This is a genomic window from Chimaeribacter coloradensis (genome assembly GCF_002858715.1).
Lineage (GTDB): Bacteria > Pseudomonadota > Gammaproteobacteria > Enterobacterales > Enterobacteriaceae > Chimaeribacter > Chimaeribacter coloradensis.
The window spans coordinates 101,339-121,178 of sequence record NZ_PJZH01000011.1 but is presented as its reverse complement, the minus strand read 5'-3'; the positions used below and the strand labels follow the sequence as shown (position 1 = coordinate 121,178).

Annotated in this window: 18 protein-coding genes; 1 reads left to right on the top strand and 17 read right to left on the bottom strand. The window is 63.4% G+C overall.

Going from position 1 to position 19,840, the window contains the following annotated elements; all coding sequences use genetic code 11:
* Positions 1–21: 21 nt before the first annotated feature.
* Positions 22–1,212: a nicotinamide mononucleotide deamidase-related protein YfaY gene (locus CYR32_RS12475; RefSeq protein WP_101824812.1), complete on the bottom strand. Its 1,191-nt coding sequence runs from the start codon at positions 1,210–1,212 to the stop codon at positions 22–24.
* Positions 1,213–1,359: 147 nt separating this feature from the next.
* A complete protein-coding gene (locus CYR32_RS12470; protein WP_101824811.1) occupies positions 1,360–1,902 on the bottom strand; it encodes a YfaZ family outer membrane protein in 543 nt (180 codons plus the stop codon).
* 312 nt (positions 1,903–2,214) lie between these two features.
* Between CYR32_RS12470 and katA the strand changes: the two genes are divergently transcribed.
* Complete coding sequence (katA, locus tag CYR32_RS12465) at positions 2,215–3,657, top strand: catalase KatA (protein WP_101824809.1); 1,443 nt, start codon at positions 2,215–2,217, stop codon at positions 3,655–3,657.
* 39 nt (positions 3,658–3,696) lie between these two features.
* On the opposite strand, the gene menE is transcribed toward katA, so the two are convergent.
* From menE to nuoI, 15 genes are all read right to left on the bottom strand, one after another.
* Entirely contained in the window at positions 3,697–5,067 is a 1,371-nt protein-coding gene (gene menE, locus CYR32_RS12460) for an o-succinylbenzoate--CoA ligase (protein WP_101824808.1), read from the bottom strand.
* Complete coding sequence (menC, locus tag CYR32_RS12455; protein WP_101824806.1) at positions 5,055–6,017, bottom strand: o-succinylbenzoate synthase; 963 nt, start codon at positions 6,015–6,017, stop codon at positions 5,055–5,057. Before menC ends, menE begins: the two co-directional genes overlap by 13 nt.
* Positions 6,017–6,874 (bottom strand): 1,4-dihydroxy-2-naphthoyl-CoA synthase, encoded by an 858-nt coding sequence (gene menB / locus CYR32_RS12450; protein ID WP_101824804.1) that lies wholly within the window; start codon positions 6,872–6,874, stop codon positions 6,017–6,019. The genes menC and menB overlap by 1 nt, the downstream gene beginning before the upstream one ends.
* A gap of 13 nt (positions 6,875–6,887) precedes the next feature.
* Positions 6,888–7,652, bottom strand: a complete 765-nt coding sequence (gene menH / locus CYR32_RS12445; protein WP_101824802.1) for a 2-succinyl-6-hydroxy-2,4-cyclohexadiene-1-carboxylate synthase — start codon at positions 7,650–7,652, stop codon at positions 6,888–6,890.
* Positions 7,649–9,316: a 2-succinyl-5-enolpyruvyl-6-hydroxy-3-cyclohexene-1-carboxylic-acid synthase gene (menD, locus tag CYR32_RS12440; RefSeq protein WP_101824800.1), complete on the bottom strand. Its 1,668-nt coding sequence runs from the start codon at positions 9,314–9,316 to the stop codon at positions 7,649–7,651. Before menD ends, menH begins: the two co-directional genes overlap by 4 nt.
* A 117-nt stretch (positions 9,317–9,433) precedes the next feature.
* The gene (menF, locus tag CYR32_RS12435; RefSeq protein WP_101824798.1) at positions 9,434–10,744 is read right to left on the bottom strand and encodes an isochorismate synthase MenF; all 1,311 of its coding nucleotides are present in this window, start codon (positions 10,742–10,744) and stop codon (positions 9,434–9,436) included.
* A gap of 190 nt (positions 10,745–10,934) precedes the next feature.
* Entirely contained in the window at positions 10,935–11,315 is a 381-nt protein-coding gene (gene elaB / locus CYR32_RS12430) for a stress response protein ElaB (protein WP_101824795.1), read from the bottom strand.
* Positions 11,316–11,463: 148 nt separating this feature from the next.
* Positions 11,464–11,955, bottom strand: a complete 492-nt coding sequence (locus CYR32_RS12425) for a DUF1097 domain-containing protein (protein ID WP_101824793.1) — start codon at positions 11,953–11,955, stop codon at positions 11,464–11,466.
* Positions 11,956–12,095: 140 nt separating this feature from the next.
* Positions 12,096–13,346 (bottom strand): vWA domain-containing protein, encoded by a 1,251-nt coding sequence (locus CYR32_RS12420; protein ID WP_101824791.1) that lies wholly within the window; start codon positions 13,344–13,346, stop codon positions 12,096–12,098.
* Positions 13,347–13,499: 153 nt separating this feature from the next.
* Positions 13,500–14,957, bottom strand: a complete 1,458-nt coding sequence (gene nuoN / locus CYR32_RS12415; RefSeq protein WP_101824789.1) for an NADH-quinone oxidoreductase subunit NuoN — start codon at positions 14,955–14,957, stop codon at positions 13,500–13,502.
* A gap of 6 nt (positions 14,958–14,963) precedes the next feature.
* Positions 14,964–16,493 carry an NADH-quinone oxidoreductase subunit M gene (gene nuoM / locus CYR32_RS12410; protein ID WP_101824787.1) on the bottom strand — a complete coding sequence of 510 codons (1,530 nt, stop codon included), beginning with the start codon at positions 16,491–16,493 and terminating at the stop codon, positions 14,964–14,966.
* 105 nt (positions 16,494–16,598) lie between these two features.
* A complete protein-coding gene (gene nuoL / locus CYR32_RS12405; protein WP_101824785.1) occupies positions 16,599–18,443 on the bottom strand; it encodes an NADH-quinone oxidoreductase subunit L in 1,845 nt (614 codons plus the stop codon).
* Positions 18,440–18,742 (bottom strand): NADH-quinone oxidoreductase subunit NuoK, encoded by a 303-nt coding sequence (gene nuoK, locus CYR32_RS12400; protein WP_072930525.1) that lies wholly within the window; start codon positions 18,740–18,742, stop codon positions 18,440–18,442. The genes nuoL and nuoK overlap by 4 nt, the downstream gene beginning before the upstream one ends.
* A complete protein-coding gene (gene nuoJ / locus CYR32_RS12395) occupies positions 18,739–19,284 on the bottom strand; it encodes an NADH-quinone oxidoreductase subunit J (protein ID WP_101824783.1) in 546 nt (181 codons plus the stop codon). Before nuoJ ends, nuoK begins: the two co-directional genes overlap by 4 nt.
* Before the next feature lie 13 nt (positions 19,285–19,297).
* Positions 19,298–19,840, bottom strand: coding sequence for an NADH-quinone oxidoreductase subunit NuoI (gene nuoI / locus CYR32_RS12390; protein ID WP_101824781.1), 543 nt, complete (start codon positions 19,838–19,840; stop codon positions 19,298–19,300).

Below are 19,840 nucleotides of genomic sequence, written 5' to 3'. Positions count from 1 at the left end.
AGCCCGTGAAAAATAGCGCGATCAGACTTCCGCCAGCCGCGTCATCCAGGGGTAGTGGCCCACCGGCGGCCAGCCGTTGAGGTAGCGGCGCAGCATGTCCATCGCCACCATCGCGATGGTCTCCTGTTGCAGCACCGTGCTGTGGTGTTTCGCGCTGTAGCGCAGGGTCTGGCCGCGCGTGCCCGCCGGGGTATGCAGCGCCAGGCTGATTTCGCCCTCCCGCAGTGAGCCGACCACCAGCGCCAGCGGCGCGCCCTGCTGTTCTGCCTGCTGCTGCGCCCGGCCGAGCAGCGCGTCGAGCGTCTCATCATTTTCCGGCCGCACTTCGCCCGCGACCAGCGGCACCCCACCGCCCTGCAGCCGCCAGCTGAGCAGCCCGGCGGTGAACTGCTCACTCAGTGAGAGGCGCAGCGCCTGGGTCAGCATCTGCTCCGCCAGCCGCGACGGCAGCCCGCCGGTGCCCTCAAACAACGTGCTTTCGCCCGCCACCTCGCGCACCCGCTCCCACGCCTGCTGCATCGCCGCCTGCTGCGTGCGCGGCCCGGTGAGCTTCAGCTCAATAATCGGCGAGGAGGAGCGGTAACCCATCACCACCCCTTCCGGCAGCGCCAGCCCCTCCAGCTCGGAGGCGAGATCGCTTTCGCCGCGGCCGAAGGTGGTGAGGCGCAGGCAGAGCGGCGGCTCCGCCTGCGGGTACTGTTGCCGCAGGCGCGGCACGATCTGCTGCTGGACCATCACCTTGAACTCGGACGGCACGCCCGGCGTAAAGAACAGCCAGCAGCGGTTCAGGCGCAGGCTGAAGCCGCAGGCAGTGCCGACCGGGTTGTCCAGCATCTCGGCGTTGGCCGGGAGTTGCGCCTGTTTGCGGTTGGCCGGGGCCATCTCACGCCCGCGCCCGGCAAAAAAGGCCTCCATGCGCGCGATCCACCCGGCATGCTCCACCAGCCCTACCCCGGCGGCCGTGGCGGCAGCCAGCGCGCTCAGGTCGTCGCTGGTCGGCCCCAGGCCACCGTTGACGATCAACACATCGGCAATCTGGCTGCGCTCCTGCAACACCGCCACCAGCGACGACAGATCATCGCCCACGGTTTCACGGCTGCTGAGCGGGAACCCCTGTTCGAACAGCGTATCCGCCAGCCAGGCGGCATTGGTGTCGGTGATCTGTCCATGCAGCACTTCGTCACCGGTACTGAGCATCTCAACCCTAAGCATCTCTCTCTCCTGACAGTTGGTCTGTTAACCCTCTTTTACTAACAGAGTAGGAAGCCTGCGCGCCGAATACAATGTTTACCCGTTCACGCCGCCATTACAGCGCCCATAAAAAAGGCCGGAAAATCCGGCCTTTGAGGGGGGGAGCATTCAAAAGTTGAGGCTCGCGCCGATGTAGGGGCCGTCCGCCACCACGTTATCGCGGTGATCGTCTTTGCCGGACATCGCCATATAGCGGTAGCCGAGGTCCACCGAGACCAGCGGGATCACGTTCAGCCGCACCCCGGCATTCGCCTCGGTGTAGTCGTTGATGCCGCTGGAGAGGGAATCCGGCGAGAAATAGCCGTCACCATAAAGGGCAAAATAGCGCCCCAGCGGCAGCTCCAGCCCGCCGCCCACTGCCAGCGCGTAGCCCTCATCGCCATCTTTCGGCCCCATGTAGAGCGCTTTGCCGCCCACAGTGCCCATAAACGGCCCCAGCGGCAGGTTGAAGCCCAGCCCCAGCCCGGCGATGTCGCCGTCGTTGTCGCTGTGCGCCCAGTTCAGAGTAGTGACCAGCCCCGGCGACGAGGTGCCGAAACCTACGCCGAGATTGGTGTAGTGCTGGCCCGCCTGGCCGCTGACGCTGACCGCCTGCGCCGCCCCGGCGCTGAACAGCAGCGCGGCGGCCAGGGCAATTCCTGTTTTTTTCATCATTGGTTCCTGTGTTCACTCAATCAAAAAATTAACGCACGTTCCCGGCAGGGAGTGTAAACCAGCGCCCGGCCCAAACCCGTGTGCTGGCGCATAAAAGCGGCAGGTAAACAGCATTACACCCACAGACGTTGTGGCTGCAAACTACTGAATAAATAACCAATATCAGCAATAACCGAGGACGATTTGCCGCAGATCAACATCCGCACCAAGATAGGCGCGCAGAGTGGTACGGCCCTACACCGCCCCGCTTATCTCTCCGTTTCCGGCCGCAGGTTGCCGGGTATAGACCCACACAGCAGGAATAAAAAAATGACAAAAAAATTTATGACCACCGCAGCAGGTGCCCCGGTTGTCAGCAATAACAATGTGATGACCGCCGGCCGCCGTGGGCCGATGCTGCTTCAGGATGTCTGGTTCCTGGAGAAGCTGGCGCACTTTGACCGCGAAGTGATCCCGGAGCGCCGGATGCACGCCAAAGGCTCCGCCGCCTATGGCCGTTTCACCGTCACCCATGACATTACCCGCTACACCCGCGCCAAATTGTTTGCGGAGATTGGCAAGCAGACCGAGATGTTTGTACGCTTCTCCACCGTGGCCGGTGAGCGCGGCGGTGCCGATGCGGAGCGCGACATCCGCGGCTTTTCGATGCGCTTCTACACCGAAGAGGGCAACTGGGACCTGGTCGGTAACGACACGCCGGTGTTCTACCTGCGCGACCCGCTGAAATTCCCCGACCTGAACCACGTGGTCAAACGTGACCCGCGCACCAACCTGCGCAACCCGGTCTACAAATGGGACTTCTTCTCCCACCTGCCGGAAGCGCTGCACCAGCTGACCATCGACTTCAGCGACCGCGGCCTGCCGCGCTCCTACCGCCATATGCACGGTTTCGGCAGCCACACTTTCAGCTTTATCAACCACGACAACGAGCGTTTCTGGGTGAAGTTCCACTTCCGCACCCAGCAGGGCATCGAAAACCTGATGGATGACGAAGCCGCCGAACTGATCGGCCGTGACCGTGAAAGCTCGCAGCGTGACCTGTTTGAGGCAGTGGAAAGCGGCAACTTCCCGCGCTGGACAATGTTTGTGCAGATCATGCCGGAGAAAGAGGCCTCCCAGGTGCCGTACAACCCGTTTGACCTGACCAAAGTGTGGCCGCACGCCGACTACCCGCTGATCGAGGTCGGGGAGTTTGAGCTGAACCGCAACCCGGACAACTACTTCGCCGAAGTGGAACAGGTGGCGATGACCCCGGCCAACGTGGTGCCGGGCATCGGCTTCTCGCCGGACCGCATGTTGCAGGGGCGTTTGTTCTCTTATGGCGATGCGCACCGCTACCGCCTGGGCGTGAACCACCACCAGATCCCGGTGAACCAGCCGCGCTGCCCGTTCCATAACACCCACCGCGACGGCGCGATGCGCGTGGACGGCAACGGCGGGAACAACGGCCCGACCTATGAGCCGAACAGCTTCGGCCTGTTCCAGGAGCAGCCGGACTACAGCGAGCCGCCGCTGTCGCTGGAAGGGGCAGCCGACCACTGGAACCACCGCGAAGATGAGGACTACTACAGCCAGCCGCGCGCGCTCTATAACCTGCTGAGCGACGAAGAGCACCAGCGGATGTTTACCCGCATCGCCGGTGAACTGGCACAGGTGCCGGAGGCCATCCGCCAGCGCCAGATCGATCTCTTCTTCAAGGTGCACCCGGAGTATGGCCAGGGCATCGTTGATGCGCTGAACCTGGTGAGATAAGTGAATTGACGTCAACAGGGCCGCGGATGCGGCCCTTTTTTATTGCTGGGCGGCGGCCCACTGCTGCACCCGGCTGCGCGGGATTTTAATGCCGCCCTGCTTCAGGCTCTCCGGCAGCGGGTAGTAAGCCACCGGCAGCTGGTAGCGCGGCAATTGCGCCGCCAGCCACTGCGTCAGCTGCGCCGGTTGCAGTGCGCCAGAGGCTTCCAGCACTGCCACCGGCCGGTGGCCGAACTGCGCATCCTCTACCGGCACCACAAACGCCTGCGCCACCTGCGGGTGGCGCGCCAGCAGTTGCTCAATCGCCTCCGGCTGGATGCCCTCGCCGCCGCTGAAAAAAAGGTTGTCGAGGCGGCCGAGGATCTGCAACTCCCCTGCTGCCATCAGCCCGCGGTCACGGCTGTGGTACCAGCCCTCCTCATCCGCCAGCGGGTGCAGTTCACCGTCACGCCAGTAGCCCGCCGCCTGCCCCGGCGCGCGGATCAGCACCTCTTCCTCAACGATGTTGATCTCACAGCCCGCCAGCGGCTGCCCGACGCCTGGGTGCGTATCGGCGCGTTTGGCGCAGATGGTAGAGGCCATCTCCGTCATGCCGTAGCCGCACCAGCAGCGGATGCCCGCCTGCTCCGCGCGGGCGGTGAGCGCCGGGGGGATCGCCGCGCCGCCCAGCAGCACCGCATGCAACGCTTCCGGCACCTGGCCCTGTTCCAGCAGCCGCCAGAGCTGGGTCGGCACCAATGAGGCGTGGGTACAGCCCGCCAGCGCCTGCGCCAGCGGCAACTGCGGCTCTACCGCCAGTGCGGCCCCGGCACGCAGCCAGCGCCAGACAATCCCCTGGCCGGAGACGTGGAACAGCGGCAGCGAGAGCAGCCAGCACGCTTCGGCCGGGAACGGGATCAGCGCCAGCACCCCCGCCGCGCTGGCGAGGTGCGCCGCAATGCTGTGCGCCGCTGCTTTCGGCAGCCCGCTGGAGCCGGAGGTGAGGGTCAGCGTCGCCAGCCGCGACGGCTGAAACACCACCGTTGTGCAGCCGCCGGGCGCGGCACCCGGCGGCTGAAGCGGCGGCAGGCCGGTTACCCCGGGCGCGGCGTGGTCACGCAGGAAGGAGAGCGTCAACCCGGGCAACAGTTGCGCCAGCAGCGCAGGCGGCAGTTGCGGGTTGAGCACCAGCACCCGCGCGCCGCATTGGATCAGCGCCAGATAGTCGAGCAGCAGCGCCAGGCTGTTTTTGCCGCGCAGCGCCACGCCGCACCCGGCTTCCACTCCCTGCGCCTGATAGGCCGCAGCGCGCCGGTCAAGTTCAGCGGCGAGCGCCGCCCAGCTATAGTGTGCCCCCTCGCCGCGCAACGCCGGGTGTGTGGGCCGCCGTTTCGCCCAGTGCTGCCACGGCCAGTCATTCAGCATGACCAGACCTCCTGCAGATCGGCAACAGGCCGCAGCGGCAGCGCGCTGCCGGGCCAGGGGCGCACCAGCTGGGCCGCCATCAGCGACAGGGTATCCAGCCCCGTCGCACTGCCGGGCGTCAGCCAGGCGGCCAGCCGTGCCAGTTGCGTCAGCCCCAGACTGCTTTCCACCGACGAGCTGATCACCACCGCCAGCCCGGCCGCCTGTGCCTCACGGATGCGTGCCTGCACCTGCGCCAGGCTGCCCAGCAGCATCGGCTTGACCACCAGCGCCGTCACACCCGGTTCCGCCTGCACGCGAAACCCCGCTTCCCGCGCGCTTTCATCCCAGGCGGTCGGGATGCCGCTCTCTTGTGCAAAGGCGCGCGAGGCCTGCGGCGTGCGGCACGGCTCCTCCAGAAACGCAATGCGCGCGCGCAGCGCCGGGTCAACATAACGGGCGAACTGGCGCGCTTTTTCCGGCGTCCAGCTGCGGTTGGCATCCAGCCGCAGGTGCAGATCGGGCAGCGCCTCCAGCAGCAGCTGCACCAGCATGCCGTCCCGCACTGCCTCATACAGCCCGACTTTCATCTTCGCCAGCGGCTGCCCCGCCAGCCGGGCAAACAGCGCGTCCGGGTCGCCGTGGCACAGCGGCACGGTGGTGAAATCCGCCGCCTCCGGCAGCGTCCCGGTAAGCTCAGCCAGCGCGATGCTCAGCCCCCAGTCCGCCGACGGCACGCCGCTCCCGCTGAATCCACCGCCCGCCTGCCACACCCGCAGACCGGCCTGCACCGCCGCCTGTGCCTCTGCCAGGGTTTCGGCGCTGAAGCCCGGCAGCGGGGCCACTTCGCCCCAGCCTTCGGCTGCGCCGTGGCGCAGTTGCACCAGCAGCCCCTCGCGCTCCGCGACGCGCCGATCACGCAGCACGGTGCCCGGCACCAGCGGCAGTTGGTAACGGTAAAGGGTCGCGCGGCGCATCATGGGTTCCGGGTAAATTTGCTGAAGTCGGGCGCGCGTTTCTGGTTGAAGGCGTTGCGCCCCTCCTGCCCCTCTTCCGTCATGTAGAACAGCATGGTGGCGTTGCCTGCCAGCTCCTGTAACCCGGCCTGGCCGTCACAGTCGGCATTCAGCGCCGCCTTCAGGCAGCGCAGCGCCATCGGGCTGTTTTGCAGCATCTCCCGGCACCAGCGCACGGTTTCACGCTCCAGCGCCGCCAGCGGCACGACGTGGTTCACCAGCCCCATCGCCAGCGCCTCGGCCGCGCCATACTGGCGGCAGAGGAACCAGATTTCGCGCGCCTTTTTCTGGCCAACGATGCGCGCCATATAGGACGCGCCCCAACCGCCGTCGAACGAGCCGACTTTCGGCCCGGTCTGGCCGAACACGGCATTCTCCGCCGCTAGCGTCAGATCACACATCATGTGCAGCACATGGCCGCCGCCAATCGCGTAGCCCGCCACCATCGCCACCACCGGCTTTGGGCAGGTGCGGATCTGGCGCTGGAAATCGAGCACGTTGAGGTGGTGGGTGCCCGCCTCATCGCGGTAGCCGCCGTAATCACCACGCACTTTCTGGTCACCGCCGGAACAGAAGGCGCGATCGCCCTCGCCGGTGAGGATAATGGCACCGATGCGGTCGTCATGGCGCGCATCCTCCAGCGCCCGCATCATCTCTTTCACCGTCTGCGGCCGGAAGGCGTTACGTACCTGCGGGCGGTTGATCGTGATTTTCGCGATGCCGTCAGGGGTTTTGTGGTAGCGGATATCGTCAAACCCGGTGCTGCAATCCTGCCACTCAACCGGCGCGTACAGGGCGTTTTCATCTACAGGGATCATGGTCATTCCTTCATTAACAGCGAATCAGGGATAAGAGGCGGTGGGCAAACTCACCGGGGTGCGCGTGGTGAACGTTGTGCCCGCCGGGCAGCAGCGACAGCGGCAAGTGCCGCTCAACGGCCAGTGACCGGAAGCGGGCATCCTGCTCACCGCACAGGGTGTAAAAGGGAAGGCGCAACCGGCGCAGCGCGCCATCGAGCGGCGGCTGGTGGCCAAGCGAGGTCGCCAGCAGCATCTGGGCGATGCCGGCGGGCTGATTGTGGCCGCGCAGTGCAATGAGCGCCTGACGTTGCGGGTTGGTCAGGTCAGCAAAGACCGGCTGGTGGTACCACGCCGCCAGCACCTGCGGCAACGGCTGTTGCAGAAAACGCTGCGCCCAGCGGCAGTCGTTATCGAGCCGCGCCCGGCGCTCTGCCGGGTGCAGCAGGCCGGGGTGGCTGCCCTCCACCAGCAGCCCGCACAGCCCGGCGGGCTGCCGGGCGGCGTGATACATCGCCACGCGGCCGCCCAGCGAGTAGCCGATCAGCCAGTAACGTTCAACCTGGTGCAGGCGCAGCGTGGCGGCCAACTGGTGATCCAGCGCGGCAAAGCCGGAGGTCGTGACGGCGGCGGACTCCCCATGCCCCGGCAGATCCACCGTCAGGCAGGGCCAGTCGCGGCACTGGGCCAGCACCGGTTGCCATTCACGGCCGCTGCCTAATAACCCGTGCAGAAACACCAGCCACGGGCGGGACGGGTCGCCGGTCAATGCCGGATAAACGCGGCAGGCCAGGCTCATGAGGCTTCCGCCCGTTGCAGCTGTTGCAACAGGTGCGCCCCGGCATCCGGCACGGTGCAGACTTCAATCAGCGTGCTGCCCGGCCGCGCCCACGCCGCGTGCACCGCCTCTTCCAGCGCGGGCCATTCGGCCGGGCAGGCATAGTGCAGGCCGAACATCGCGGCCGCCGGTTTAAACGAGACCTGCTGCGGCATACAGTAAAACTGCTCGCGCTGCGCCTCGGGCGTCGGCAGCAGGGAGAAGATGCGCCCGCCATTGTTGTTCACCAGCAGGATCACCAGCGGCGCGGGCGTGGCGCGCAGCAGCGCCAGCGCGTTCAGGTCATACAGCGCAGAGAGATCACCCAGCAGCAGCAGCGTCGGTTTGCCGGTGGCGCGCTGCACCCCGGCAGCGGTGGAGATCAGCCCGTCAATGCCGCTGGCCCCGCGGTTACCGAAGACCGGGTAGCCGGCGGGCAGTTGCGCCAGCGCATCCACCAGCCGCACGATCAGGCTGTTGCCGAGGAAGAGTTGCCCGTGCGCCGGCAACAGCGCCGGTAAACGGTGCGCCAGCATCGCCTCACCGAAGGTTTTGACTTCGCGCGTTACCCGCTGCTGCGCCTGCGCGGCGCAGGCGGCCAGTACCGGTGCCCAGGGCTGGCGCGCCAGCGGCGGATGCTGCGCCAGCCACGCGCTGACCGGTGCCGCGATACGGCGGCCGCGATGGTGCGCCGGGTCGCGCCGCCCCGGTTGCGCCTCAATGAGCCACCACTGCAGCGGCCGGGTGTTGGCCTGCCAGTGCAGGAGCGGTTGGCCGGTCAGGCTGCTGCCGAACTGCACCACCAGCTCCGCTTCCGCCAACGTGGCGCGGGCTTCCGGCGCGCTAAGCCACAGCGCAGCGCAGGGCAGCGGCTGGCCGGTCTGGGATTGCACATCCGCCAGCAGCGGCCAGCTCAGCGCCGTCGCCCAGCGCGCCACCGCCACACCCTCCTCTGCCGAAAGCCGCCCGGCCAGCACCACGCCGCGCCGCTGACGCCACTGCGGCCAGTCCGCTTCGGCCGCCGCCGGGCTCTCACCCGGCAGGGCGAGCCAGGGGTCACGCCCTGCCCACCAGTCACCCAGCGCCGCCGACCACGCCTGATGCGCGCCGTCTTCACCCCCATAGAGCGGCTCGGCAAACGGGCAGTTGATATGCAGTGCCCCGCCTTTGAGTTCCGCCATCGCCTGATCCAGCGCCGACACCAGCCACGCCGCCGGGATAGCCGGGGTCGGGCGCGGCAGGTTGAGCACCGCCGCCGGGTGGGCACCGAACATCCCCTCTTGCCGGATCGCCTGGTTGGCCCCGCACGCCAGCAGCTCCGGCGGGCGATCCGCCGTCAGCATCACCAGCCGTTCGCCGGTCAGCCCCGCTTCAATCAGCGCCGGGTAGAGGTTGGCCGCGGCCGTGCCGGAGGTGACGATCACCGCCACCGGCTGCCCGCTGCCCTTGGCCAGCCCCAGCGCCAGGTGCCCCAGCCCGCGCTCATCAAAATGGGTGTGGCACTGCAACCGGGGGTGGGCAGCAGCGGCGAGGGTCAGGGGGGTGGAGCGCGAGCCGGGCGCAATACAGACATGCTGAATCGCGTGGCGGCTCAGCGCCTCAATAAGCAGGGTCGCCCAGCGGCGATTGAATTCACTGGTTAACATGTGAAGCCTATATAACGTGCGGAGAAGAGAGACATTGATGCACGGCAGCCGGGGCCGTGCGCGGGAAGTATATTTTTTTTCAATGGATGGATTATTGATTTGGCGCGGGTAAAGCGGCTATTCGGCGGGGTCTTCTAACAGGGTGCGTAACCCGGCGGCTTTGTTCTCGATCTCCTGCCACTCCTGTGCCGGGTCAGACCCCGCCACAATGCCCGCCCCGGCGTAGAGGTGTACCTGATGTTCCTCCAGCCAGGCAGAGCGCAGTGACACCGCGAACTCCGACTGCTCACGGGAGAGGTAGCCCGCCGACCCGGCATACCAGCCACGCGGGAATGGCTCATGGCTGAGGATAAACCGGCGTGCCGGCAGGCGCGGCAGCCCGGCTACCGCCGCGGTGGGTTGCAGCCGCGCCAGGCAGAGGGCGTCATCCGCTGCCCTGATCTGCCCGTGGATAGTGCGCCGCAGGTGCTGCACCTTGCGCAGGCGCACAATCTCCGGCGGCATCACATCCAGTCCGTGCGCCGCGCCCTGTAGCTGGCGGCAGATGTCATCCACCACCAGCCAGTTTTCGCGCTGGTTTTTCTCACTCTTCATCAGCCAGCCTGCCAGCACTGCGGCCTGGTGGTCGTCTTCACTGCTGGCCACCGTGCCGGCCAGCGCTTCGGTGGTGAGCTGATCGCCCTGGCGCAGGAACAGCCGCTCCGGGCTGGCGCTGAGGAAGGCGGCCGTGGGCGAGAACGCCATCAGAAAGTGGTAACAGTGGTGGTTCACCTGCCGGCTGGCGGCCAGCATCCGCCAGGCGTCCACCGGCTGGCTGAAGGTCAACACCGTTTTTCGCGCCAGCACCACTTTTTCCATTTCCCCCGCGGCAATGCCGGCCAGCGCATGCTGCAACAGGGCGTGCCACCCCGCTTCATCCGGCTGGTGGCTGGCGTGGGTCAGGCTGAGGGGTTGCGGCGGCAACAGGGTGGCAGGCTGCAGCTGTTGCAGGAAGGCGGCAGCGCGCACCAGATCGCCCTGCAGCGCGTGGGGGTCGGCCAGGTTGAGGGTCAGCGTCAGGGTGTTGGCCTGTTGGTGCAGGGTGAGGCGCGGCACAAACAGGCAGGCGGGCTGGGGCGCGGCCTCAAAGGCGTTCAGCCCCCAGACGCGCAGCCGTCCGGCGTGCCCGGCATGGTGGTGTAAAAACTGCCCTGCCTGCTGTGCATCGCTGAATTGTGCCACCTGCCCGCATACCGCCACCGTTTCGGTGCCGTCCCGCGGTTGCCAGTAAAATTTCGGAAAGTGTGGCTGTGCCGCCAGCCAGCCCAGCAGCGGCGCGCTTTCCGGGTGCCTGTTTTCCGGGTGGTAGAAGGTCAGGATAAGCTGCCTGACCCCGCTGGCGCGGCATAGCGTTTCATCCTGTAGCGTCTGTTCAAGCGCCTGCATCATCTGTTGGAGACATCCGGAAAGTATCGTCACCGCAACCTCAATAACCAAAGAGAAAGTAGGGGATTATACGTCGCCTGAACCAGAAAAAAACCGCCTGTCGCCTGCCGCCCCGCAGGCATAAAAAAGGGCGCACCTGAGTGCACCCTGTCAGTGTCCGGGCTGCCTGTCACTGGCCGCCCTGTGTATTGCCTTAGCGGCGCATCAGCAGGCCGAGGATCATCCCGGCGGCTGCGCCCATGCCCACTGCATGCCACGGTTTGTCATGCACGTAGCTGTCGGCAGTGCAGGCTGCCTGCTTGGCCTTGTAGTAGTAGGCATCTGACTTTTCGCTCAGGCGCTTTTTCACCTGATGCAGCGCTTCTTCAGCGCGGTGTTTGATCTCAATGTATTTCTGGTCAGACTTATCACCTGAGGAGGCAAGCACCTCTTCCAGAGTCTCTGACAGCATTTTCAGATCGTCGTCCAGGGAGGTTTTGGAGTCTTCCTTGAACTCAGCCTGTTTTGGCTGCGAATTCTGCTGGGCTTGCTGTTTCGGCTGTTTTGGCTGTTGTGGTTCCGTAGTGTCTACCATGCGCGTCTCCTTGGTTTTGTAGGACTTGTTTATTAACCATAGTCACTTTTTCACCATTTTGCAGGGCAACACCCGGCGTTTTTACCGCACCTGACCAGTTTAAGAACCTTCTTACGCTCCGGCAGCTTGCCACAACCCTTCGCCCGGGTTAACGGGGTTTGGCTGCAGGCTGGGCAGTGGCTTTGGTTCGCCCGGCCCGCGCCGCCAGCCATAGCCCGCTGTTTTTCATCGCGTAACCGAAGATCAGCCCAAGCAGCAGTGACGGCAATACCACCCGCCAGTTGCCCTGGGCGGCAAACATGGCGCAGGCCCCGATAAAGGTGCCCGGCACAAAGGCGAGCCAGCGGTTGGCCGCCTGCACGCACATCAGGAACGAGACGACGCCGGTCATCAGGTAGCCGAGCAGCGTCCATTCCGGTTGCAGTGCGCTGCCGTCCATGATCACCTGCGCCCAGAAGACGCCGCTGAGCATGGTCAGCCCGGCAATCACCAGCCCGCGCAACCCGCCCTGCGGGCAGGCAAAATAGGCGGTACAGCCCAAAAACCCGGCCCAGCCCAACAGCCCGAGGCTGACCGCCACCCAGCCCCACAGGCCGGAGAGCACGCCGGTGGTCAACGCAAGAGAGAGAAGTACGTTCATCATTATCCGCCGCAGAGAAAAGCGCGCAGTGTACGTGAACAGCGGGAAATAAGTGAGATGTTCATCACCTTTTTCACTAAATAGAATGTACCTTGCATCACAAAATGTGACTCACTTCAAATTATGATATGGGTGAACATTTACTCACGTAAAATGCGTTCAGCGACTGCCGCCTCATGCCACTGGCGGAACTCTGTCAGCAGCAGGTCATAGAGGCGCTCGTCTTTCATCGCAGCAAAATCGTCGATGGCAAAAAAGTGGGTATTGTCCAGCCGGCGATCGGTGAAGGTGTCGAGATTTTCCAGCACGCCATAGTTCATGCCGCCCAGCCCGACGAACTTCCAGAAGATCGGGTAATTGGCTGAACGCTGGATCGCCTGTTTAATCTCCCGGGTTTTACTGATGCCGCCGTCGGTGATAAACACCACAAACACCGGTAAGTCACTGCGTTTAAAGGTGTCGATGATCTCTTCCATCACCGGCGGTTCATTATTCACGCCGCCGAGGCCGGGCAGATTTTCCCAGGCTGAGCGCTTCGCCGTGTTTTGGATCTCATCGATATACTCATCAAGGTTAGCCAAAGTGACATCCGGGTATTTCCGGTGCCGTTCAGCAAACCCCCAGAGATCCATCGCGCCATCATCATCAAACTGCACTGCCAGCACCGCGATGCGGTCAAGCACCGCCTGCACGTTTCCTTTTCTGAACTGCCCTTTCATTGAGCCGGAGGCATCCAGCACAAAGGCCACTTTTGCCCGGACACTCTCCAGTTTGTATTTCTTCAGGCTGATGGTGGCCTCTTTCGCCAGGCTGACCAACCGGGGTGCCTGCGCCTGCAACTTTTTCTCCAGGCTGACGGTTGCCACCGGCGGCTGGGTGGCGGGCGCGTCAGGCTCAACGTCCACACCATAATGCACCGCCAGCGGCGCCAGCCCGCCGTTAAAGCCCTGCCCCAGCGCCCGGAGTTTCCAGTTCCCGGCATGGCGGTAAACCTCTGCCACGATCAGCGCTTTTTCAGTCCGCCCGGCGGTCGCTACCTCAAAGCGGGCAATGTCGCCGGCAGTCAGGGTAATCTGCCGGAGATGCGAGACGGCCTCCGGCCCATCGATCACCAGCGTTATCGCAATCTTGCTGATCTCCGCATCGATTTTTGCCAGATCCAGCGTCAGGCGGCTGCCCTGCGGCAACGCCTGCAACACCAGGCTGTCGTTCGCCGCCGCCGGGTGGTTAAAGAAGTAGAAATCCCCATCGCCCCTGACTTTTCCTTCCGCAGTCAGCAAAAACGCCGAAGCATCCACTTCACCGGTAAACCCCGCCGTTGCCGGGTAAGAGAGGGTTAACTGGAGTGACGTCTGAGGTAAAACGATATTTTGGCCCGCCTGAAGATCCATGATTGCGTCCTTTTAAAAATGATGACGGAAGGAATGATAACAGCGCGACGGTAACGCAGGCAGCAGCACATGATGTTGGCGGAGATCATTCCCTCCTCACACGGCGGCCATAAAAAAAGCCGCCCGGGGGCGGCTTGGTTTTTATCGGGTCATTTACAGCAGCGGCTGTGCGGCCTGAACCAGCGAGATCAGCGGTTGCGGGAAGATACCCAGCAGCAGCACCAGAATCGCGGAGATCAGCACTACCACCCCACCGGCGGTGAAGGCCCAGTTGGTCGGGGTGTCGCGTTGCAGCTCGGCCGGCGCGTTAAGGTAAAGGCTCACGGTCACACGCAGGTAGTAGTAGAGGCCAATCGCACTGCCCACCACCACGGCACCGGTCAGCCACCAGAGGTGCGCGCTGACACCCATCGCAATCACGAAGAACTTACCGATGAAGCCCAGGGTGACCGGGATACCGGCCAGTGACAGCATCATCACCGTCATCACCGTGGAGAGGATCGGCTTATGCCAGAACAGCCCACGGTAAGAGAACAGGGATTCCGCGTCCGGCCCGGTGTAAGGGCTGGACATCAGGCTCACCACCCCAAAGGCCCCCAGGCTGCTGAACAGGTAACCCGCCAGGTAGACGCCCACGGTTTCCATCGCCAGCTGGTGCGTCTGCACGGCGATCAGCGCCACCAGCAGATAACCCAGATGGGCGATAGAGGAGTAGCCGAGCAGACGCTTAATGTTGCTCTGGCTGATGGCCATGATGTTACCGAACAGAATCGAGCAGACGGCGATGATCGCCAGCACGGTACGCACCGCTTCGCTGTTGGTGACCGGCGCGTAGAGGAACAGGCGCATCACCACGGCGAAAATCGCAATCTTGCTGGCGGTAGCCAGGAAGGTTGAGACCGGGGCGGGCGCGCCCTGATAGACATCCGGCGTCCAGAGCTGGAACGGCACCAGTGACAGCTTAAAGCCGAGGCCGACGATCATCATGCCCAGGCCCGCCAGCAGCAGCGGCTGGTTCAACATGCTGTCACCCAGGCTTTTGCCGAGGCCGACAAACGACAGGTCACCGGAGTCTGCGTAGAGCAGCGCCATCCCGAACAGCAGGAAAGAGGAGGCCGCCGCCGACAGCAGCATGTACTTGATGCTGGCTTCCAGCGAGCGTTTCTGCCGGTAGGCATAACCGATCAGGCCGAACAGCGGCAGCGACACCAGCTCAATCCCCAGGAACAGCGAGGCCAGGTGGTTGGCGCAGGCGAGCAGCAGGCCGCCCATGGCGGCAATCAGCACCAGCAGGTAGAACTCTTCTTTGTTATCCGGGTAGCCCGCCAGCCACGGGTAGGCAAAGGTGCAGGTCGCCAGGCTGGCCAACAGCACCAGCCCGGTGTAGAGCATCGAGTAGCCATCCACGCGCAGCAGCGGCGTCACATCCAGTGCGCCGTTTTGCCAGACAAAGTAAAGCGACAGCAACGCCAGGTTCAGCCCGATAACCGAGAGAGTCGCGTTGAAAAAGTGGTCGCGTCGCCACGCAATGCACAGCATCACAACCACCACCGTCAATCCGACGATCAATAGTGGCAATAGTGCGATCAGGTGTTGAGGAGTAAATGTCATGGCGAATTACGGCCTTGTTGTTGAAATGGATGGAATCACAGACCCGAACCAGTGCTGCACGTTGCTCATCGCCGCATGGGAGGTGTCCAGGATTGGCTGCGGATAGATCCCCAGCAGCACCAGTAACACCACCAGCAACAGGATGATGAACAGCTCACGCAGCGACATCCCCGGCAGCGGCTGATCGGATTTCGGCGCACCGAAATAGGCACGCTGCAACATAATCAACGAGTAGACCGAGGCGAAGACCAGACCAAAGGTCGAGATCACGGTAATCACCGGTACCACACTGAAGCTGCCGAACAGGATCATGAATTCGCCGACAAAGTTACCGGTGCCCGGCATCCCGAGGGTAGCCACCGCGAAGAACATCGACAACGCCGGGATGAACTTGATCCGCCCCCAGAGGCCGCCCATCAGGCGCATGTCACGGGTGTGCAGGCGCTCATAAAGCTGGCCGCAGATGATGAACAGGCCGGCCGCCGAGAGGCCGTGGGCGATCATCTGGATCACCGCACCCTGGTAGGCGAGCTGGCTGCCGGTGAAGATGGCAATCAGCACAAAGCCCATGTGTGACACGCTGGTATAGGCGATCAGGCGTTTGATGTCCGTCTGGGCAAAGGCCATCCACGCGCCGTAGAAGATCCCGATCACGCCGAGCCACATGGCAATCGGCGCGAACTCCGCCGAGGCGTGCGGGAACAGCGGCAGGCTGAAGCGCAGCAGGCCATAGGCCGCGGTTTTCAGCAAAATCCCGGCCAGGTCAACGGAACCGGCGGTCGGGGCCTGGCTGTGGGCGTCCGGCAGCCAGCCGTGCAGCGGCACCACCGGCATTTTCACCGCGAACGCGATGAAGAAGCCCAGCATCAGCAGGTATTCCACGTTATGGGACATCGGGGTGTTCAGCAGCGCTTCGTAGCTGAACGTCCAGACGCCGGTGGCGTTGTAGTGCACAAACACCAGCCCGAGGATGGCGATCAGCATCACCAGCCCGCTCGCCTGGGTGTAGATGAAGAACTTGGTCGCCGCCGTGATGCGCGTTTTCCCGTCTGAGGCCTTGTGCCCCCACAGGGCGATCAGGAAGTACATCGGCACCAACATCATTTCCCAGAAGAAGAAGAACAGGAACATGTCGATGGCGAGGAACACGCCGATTACGCCGCCCAGGATGAACATCAGGTTCAGGTGGAAGAAGCCCTGATAGCGCTCAATCTCACGCCATGAACAGAGCACCGCCAGCACGCCGAGCAGGCCGGTCAGCACCACCATCAGCAGCGAGAGGCCATCCAGTGCCAGATGGAATTCAATGCCGAAACGCGGGATCCACGGCAGGCGGAATTCAGACTGCCATTGCGGGATGCCCTGCGGCACCAGTAAAGAGTAACCCCCCTGCAACCAGAGTTGCAGCGACAGTGCCAGCGTCAGCCCCATGGCGATCAGAGCGATCCAGCGCGGTACCTTGCTACCGAAGCGCTCACACTGCCAACACAGCAGACCGCCGATAAAGGGGATAAGAATTAGCCAAGGTAGTAGCATGGCGTTTGGTGTCCCTTATTTGAATAAACGTGAAACGTGCTGTCCGGCAGGCGGCCAAACCCGGCGCACCTGCCCGCATTGCAATGTTCGACAAACTCTTATTCGTTAAACCACTAACAACAGCGCCAGTACGACCACTGCACCCAGACCCATTGACGCCATATACCAGCGCACCTGGCCATTTTCAGTGAGAACCAGCCCACGGTTGCCCACGCGGGTAATCAGCGCCGGCAGGTTCATCAGTGAATTCAGCGGATCGCGGTGCAGCACTTTCGCAATGAACAGATAAGGTTTGACGAAAAGCATGTCGTAGAGCCAGTCAAAGCCCCAGGCATGGAACCACCAGACCGTAAAGAAGCGGCCGGGGGCGCTTTTCGCCACACTGTTCACCAGAGAACGCTTGCCCAGATAGAGGGCAGCCGCCAGCAGGATGCCGACAATCGCCACGATCCCGGAGGTGATCTCCAGCATCATCTTACCGTCTTCACCGAAGTGGTTTTCCGGCAGCACGCCCGCCAGCGGCGGTGTGATCAGCGCGCCGACAAAGGTCGAGAGCACCAGCAGCACAATCAGCGGCAGATGGTGGGTAATGCCCTTGCCCGCGTGCGCCTTGGTTTTCGGCTCGCCGTGGAACACGATAAAGATCATGCGGAAGGTATAGAGCGAGGTCAGGAACGCCCCTACCAGGCCGGCAAGCATCAGGTTGATGTGGCCGTTTGCAAAGGCACCGAACAGGATCTCATCTTTACTGTAGAAGCCCGCGGTGACCAGCGGCAGCGCCGCCAGCGCCGCGCCGCCCACCAGGAAGCAGACATAGACCAGCGGGATAGTTTTGCGCAGGCCGCCCATCTTGAAGATGTTCTGCTCGTGGTGGCAGGCGAGGATTACCGACCCGGAGGAGAGGAACAGCAGCGCCTTGAAGAAGGCGTGGGTCATCAGGTGGAAGATGGCCGCGTCCCACGCCTGCACGCCCAGCGCCAGGAACATGTAGCCGATCTGGCTCATGGTCGAATAGGCGAGCACGCGTTTGATGTCGGTCTGCACCAGCGCGGCAAAGCCGGCCAGCAGCAGCGTCACGGCACCGATGATCCCCACCAGGTGCAGCACTTCCGGCGCCATCAGGAACAGGCCGTGGGTGCGGGCGATCAGGTAGACCCCCGCGGTGACCATGGTCGCGGCGTGGATCAGCGCGGAAACCGGTGTCGGGCCGGCCATTGCGTCCGCCAGCCAGGTCTGCAGCGGCAGCTGCGCGGATTTACCCACCGCCCCGCCCAGCAGCATCAGCGTCGCCCAGGTGATCGCCGTGTCGCCCACCGCCAGTTTCTGCGGGGCCAGCACCATCAGCTCACGGATATTCAGCGTGCCGAGCTCGCGGTAGAGGATAAACAGCGCAAAGGCCAGGAACACGTCACCCACACGGGTCACGATAAACGCCTTCATCGCCGCCTTACCGTTCTCCGGGTTGGTGTAGTAGAACCCGATCAGCAGGTAGGAACAGAGGCCCACGCCTTCCCAGCCGAGGTAGAGCAGCAGCAGGTTATCGGCCAGCACCAGAACTACCATGCTGGCGATAAACAGGTTGGTGTAGGCGAAGAAGCGGGAGTAGCCCTCCTCGCCCCGCATGTACCAGGAGGCGAACATGTGGATGAAGAAGCCGACGCCGGTGACCACCGACAGCATGGTCAGCGACAGGCCGTCCAGTGTCAGGGTGGCGGCGATGTTGAAATCGCCGACCTGCATCCAGTTCCACAGGTTCTGGTTAAACACCTGAACCCCGATGGCGCGCTGGCTCAGGAAATCCATCGCCACGTAGAGGGTCACCAGGGCCGCCAGACCAATAGAGCCGACGCCCACCGTGGCCGAGAAATTCTCAGACCAGCGGCCGCGGGAGAATGCCAACAGCAAAAAGCCGATCAGCGGTAGCAGAACAGTTAAGTAGAGTAAGTTCATCCGCGCATCTCACTGACAGTGTCAATATTCAGGGTATGGCGACGGCGATAGAGCTGGAGCAGCAGCGCCAGGCCAACGCTGGCCTCGGCCGCCGCGAGGCTGATCGCCAGGATATACATCACCTGGCCGTCGGCCTGCCCCCAATAGCTTCCTGCCACCACGAAGGCCAGTGCGGCCGCGTTGATCATCACCTCAAGGCTTATCAGCATAAACAGCAGGTTGCGGCGAATCAGCAACCCGGTCAGCCCCAGCACAAACAGGATGGCCGCCAGAATCAGGCCATGTTGTAGAGGGATCATGCTTTTTCCTCCGTTTTTCTTTTCACCGCGTCATTGCTCAGCACTTCGCCGGGCTTCTGCTCGCGGCCCACGTGGTAAGCCACCACCAGACCGGCCAGCAGCAGCATTGAGGCCAGCTCAACCGCCAGCACATAAGGGCCGAACAGGCTGATGCCCACTGCTTTCGCATCAATCATCTGGCCGTCGATGCCCTGATCGTTGATGGTGCGGATGGCGTAAACCAGCACCACCAGCAGCAGCAGGGACAGAAGGCCGGGGCCGACCCAGGCTGAGGGTTTCAGCCAGGCACGCTCCTGCTCCTGTACCGCGTTGCCGAGGTTGAGCATCATCACCACGAACACAAACAGCACCATGATCGCCCCGGCATAGACGATGATCTCCAGCGCACCGGCGAAATAGGCACCGAGCGAGAAGAACACCGCGGCAATCGCCAGCAGGGAGACAATCAGGTACAGCAGGGCATGCACGGGATTGGTGTGCGAGATGACGCGGATAGTCGCGACCACGGCCACCAACGCGGCGATATAAAAGGCGTATTCCATGCTTGCTGGCTCCTTAAGGCATCAGGCCTTTGACGTCGATCGGTTTGGCTTCATTTTCCGCATCGCCTTTCGCTTTGCCGTCAATCGCCATACCGGCCATCCGGTAGAAGTTATATTCCGGATATTTACCCGGCCCGGAGATCAGCAGATCGTCTTTCTCATACACCAGATCCTGGCGCTTGAACTCGCCCAGCTCAAAATCCGGCGTCAGCTGGATGGCCGTCGTCGGGCACGCCTCTTCGCACATGCCGCAGAAGATGCAGCGTGAGAAGTTGATGCGGAAAAATTCCGGGTACCAGCGGCCATCTTTCGTCTCTGCTTTTTGCAGAGAGATACAGCTCACCGGGCAGGCAACCGCACAGAGGTTACAGGCTACGCAGCGCTCTTCGCCGTCCGGATCGCGCGTCAGCACGATGCGGCCACGGTAGCGCGGCGGCAGGTAAACCGGCTCTTCCGGATACATCTGGGTTTCACGCTTACTGAACGCGTGCAGCCCGATCATCCAGATACTGCGTAGCTGGGTGCCGAAACCAACCACTAACTCTTTCAATGTCAT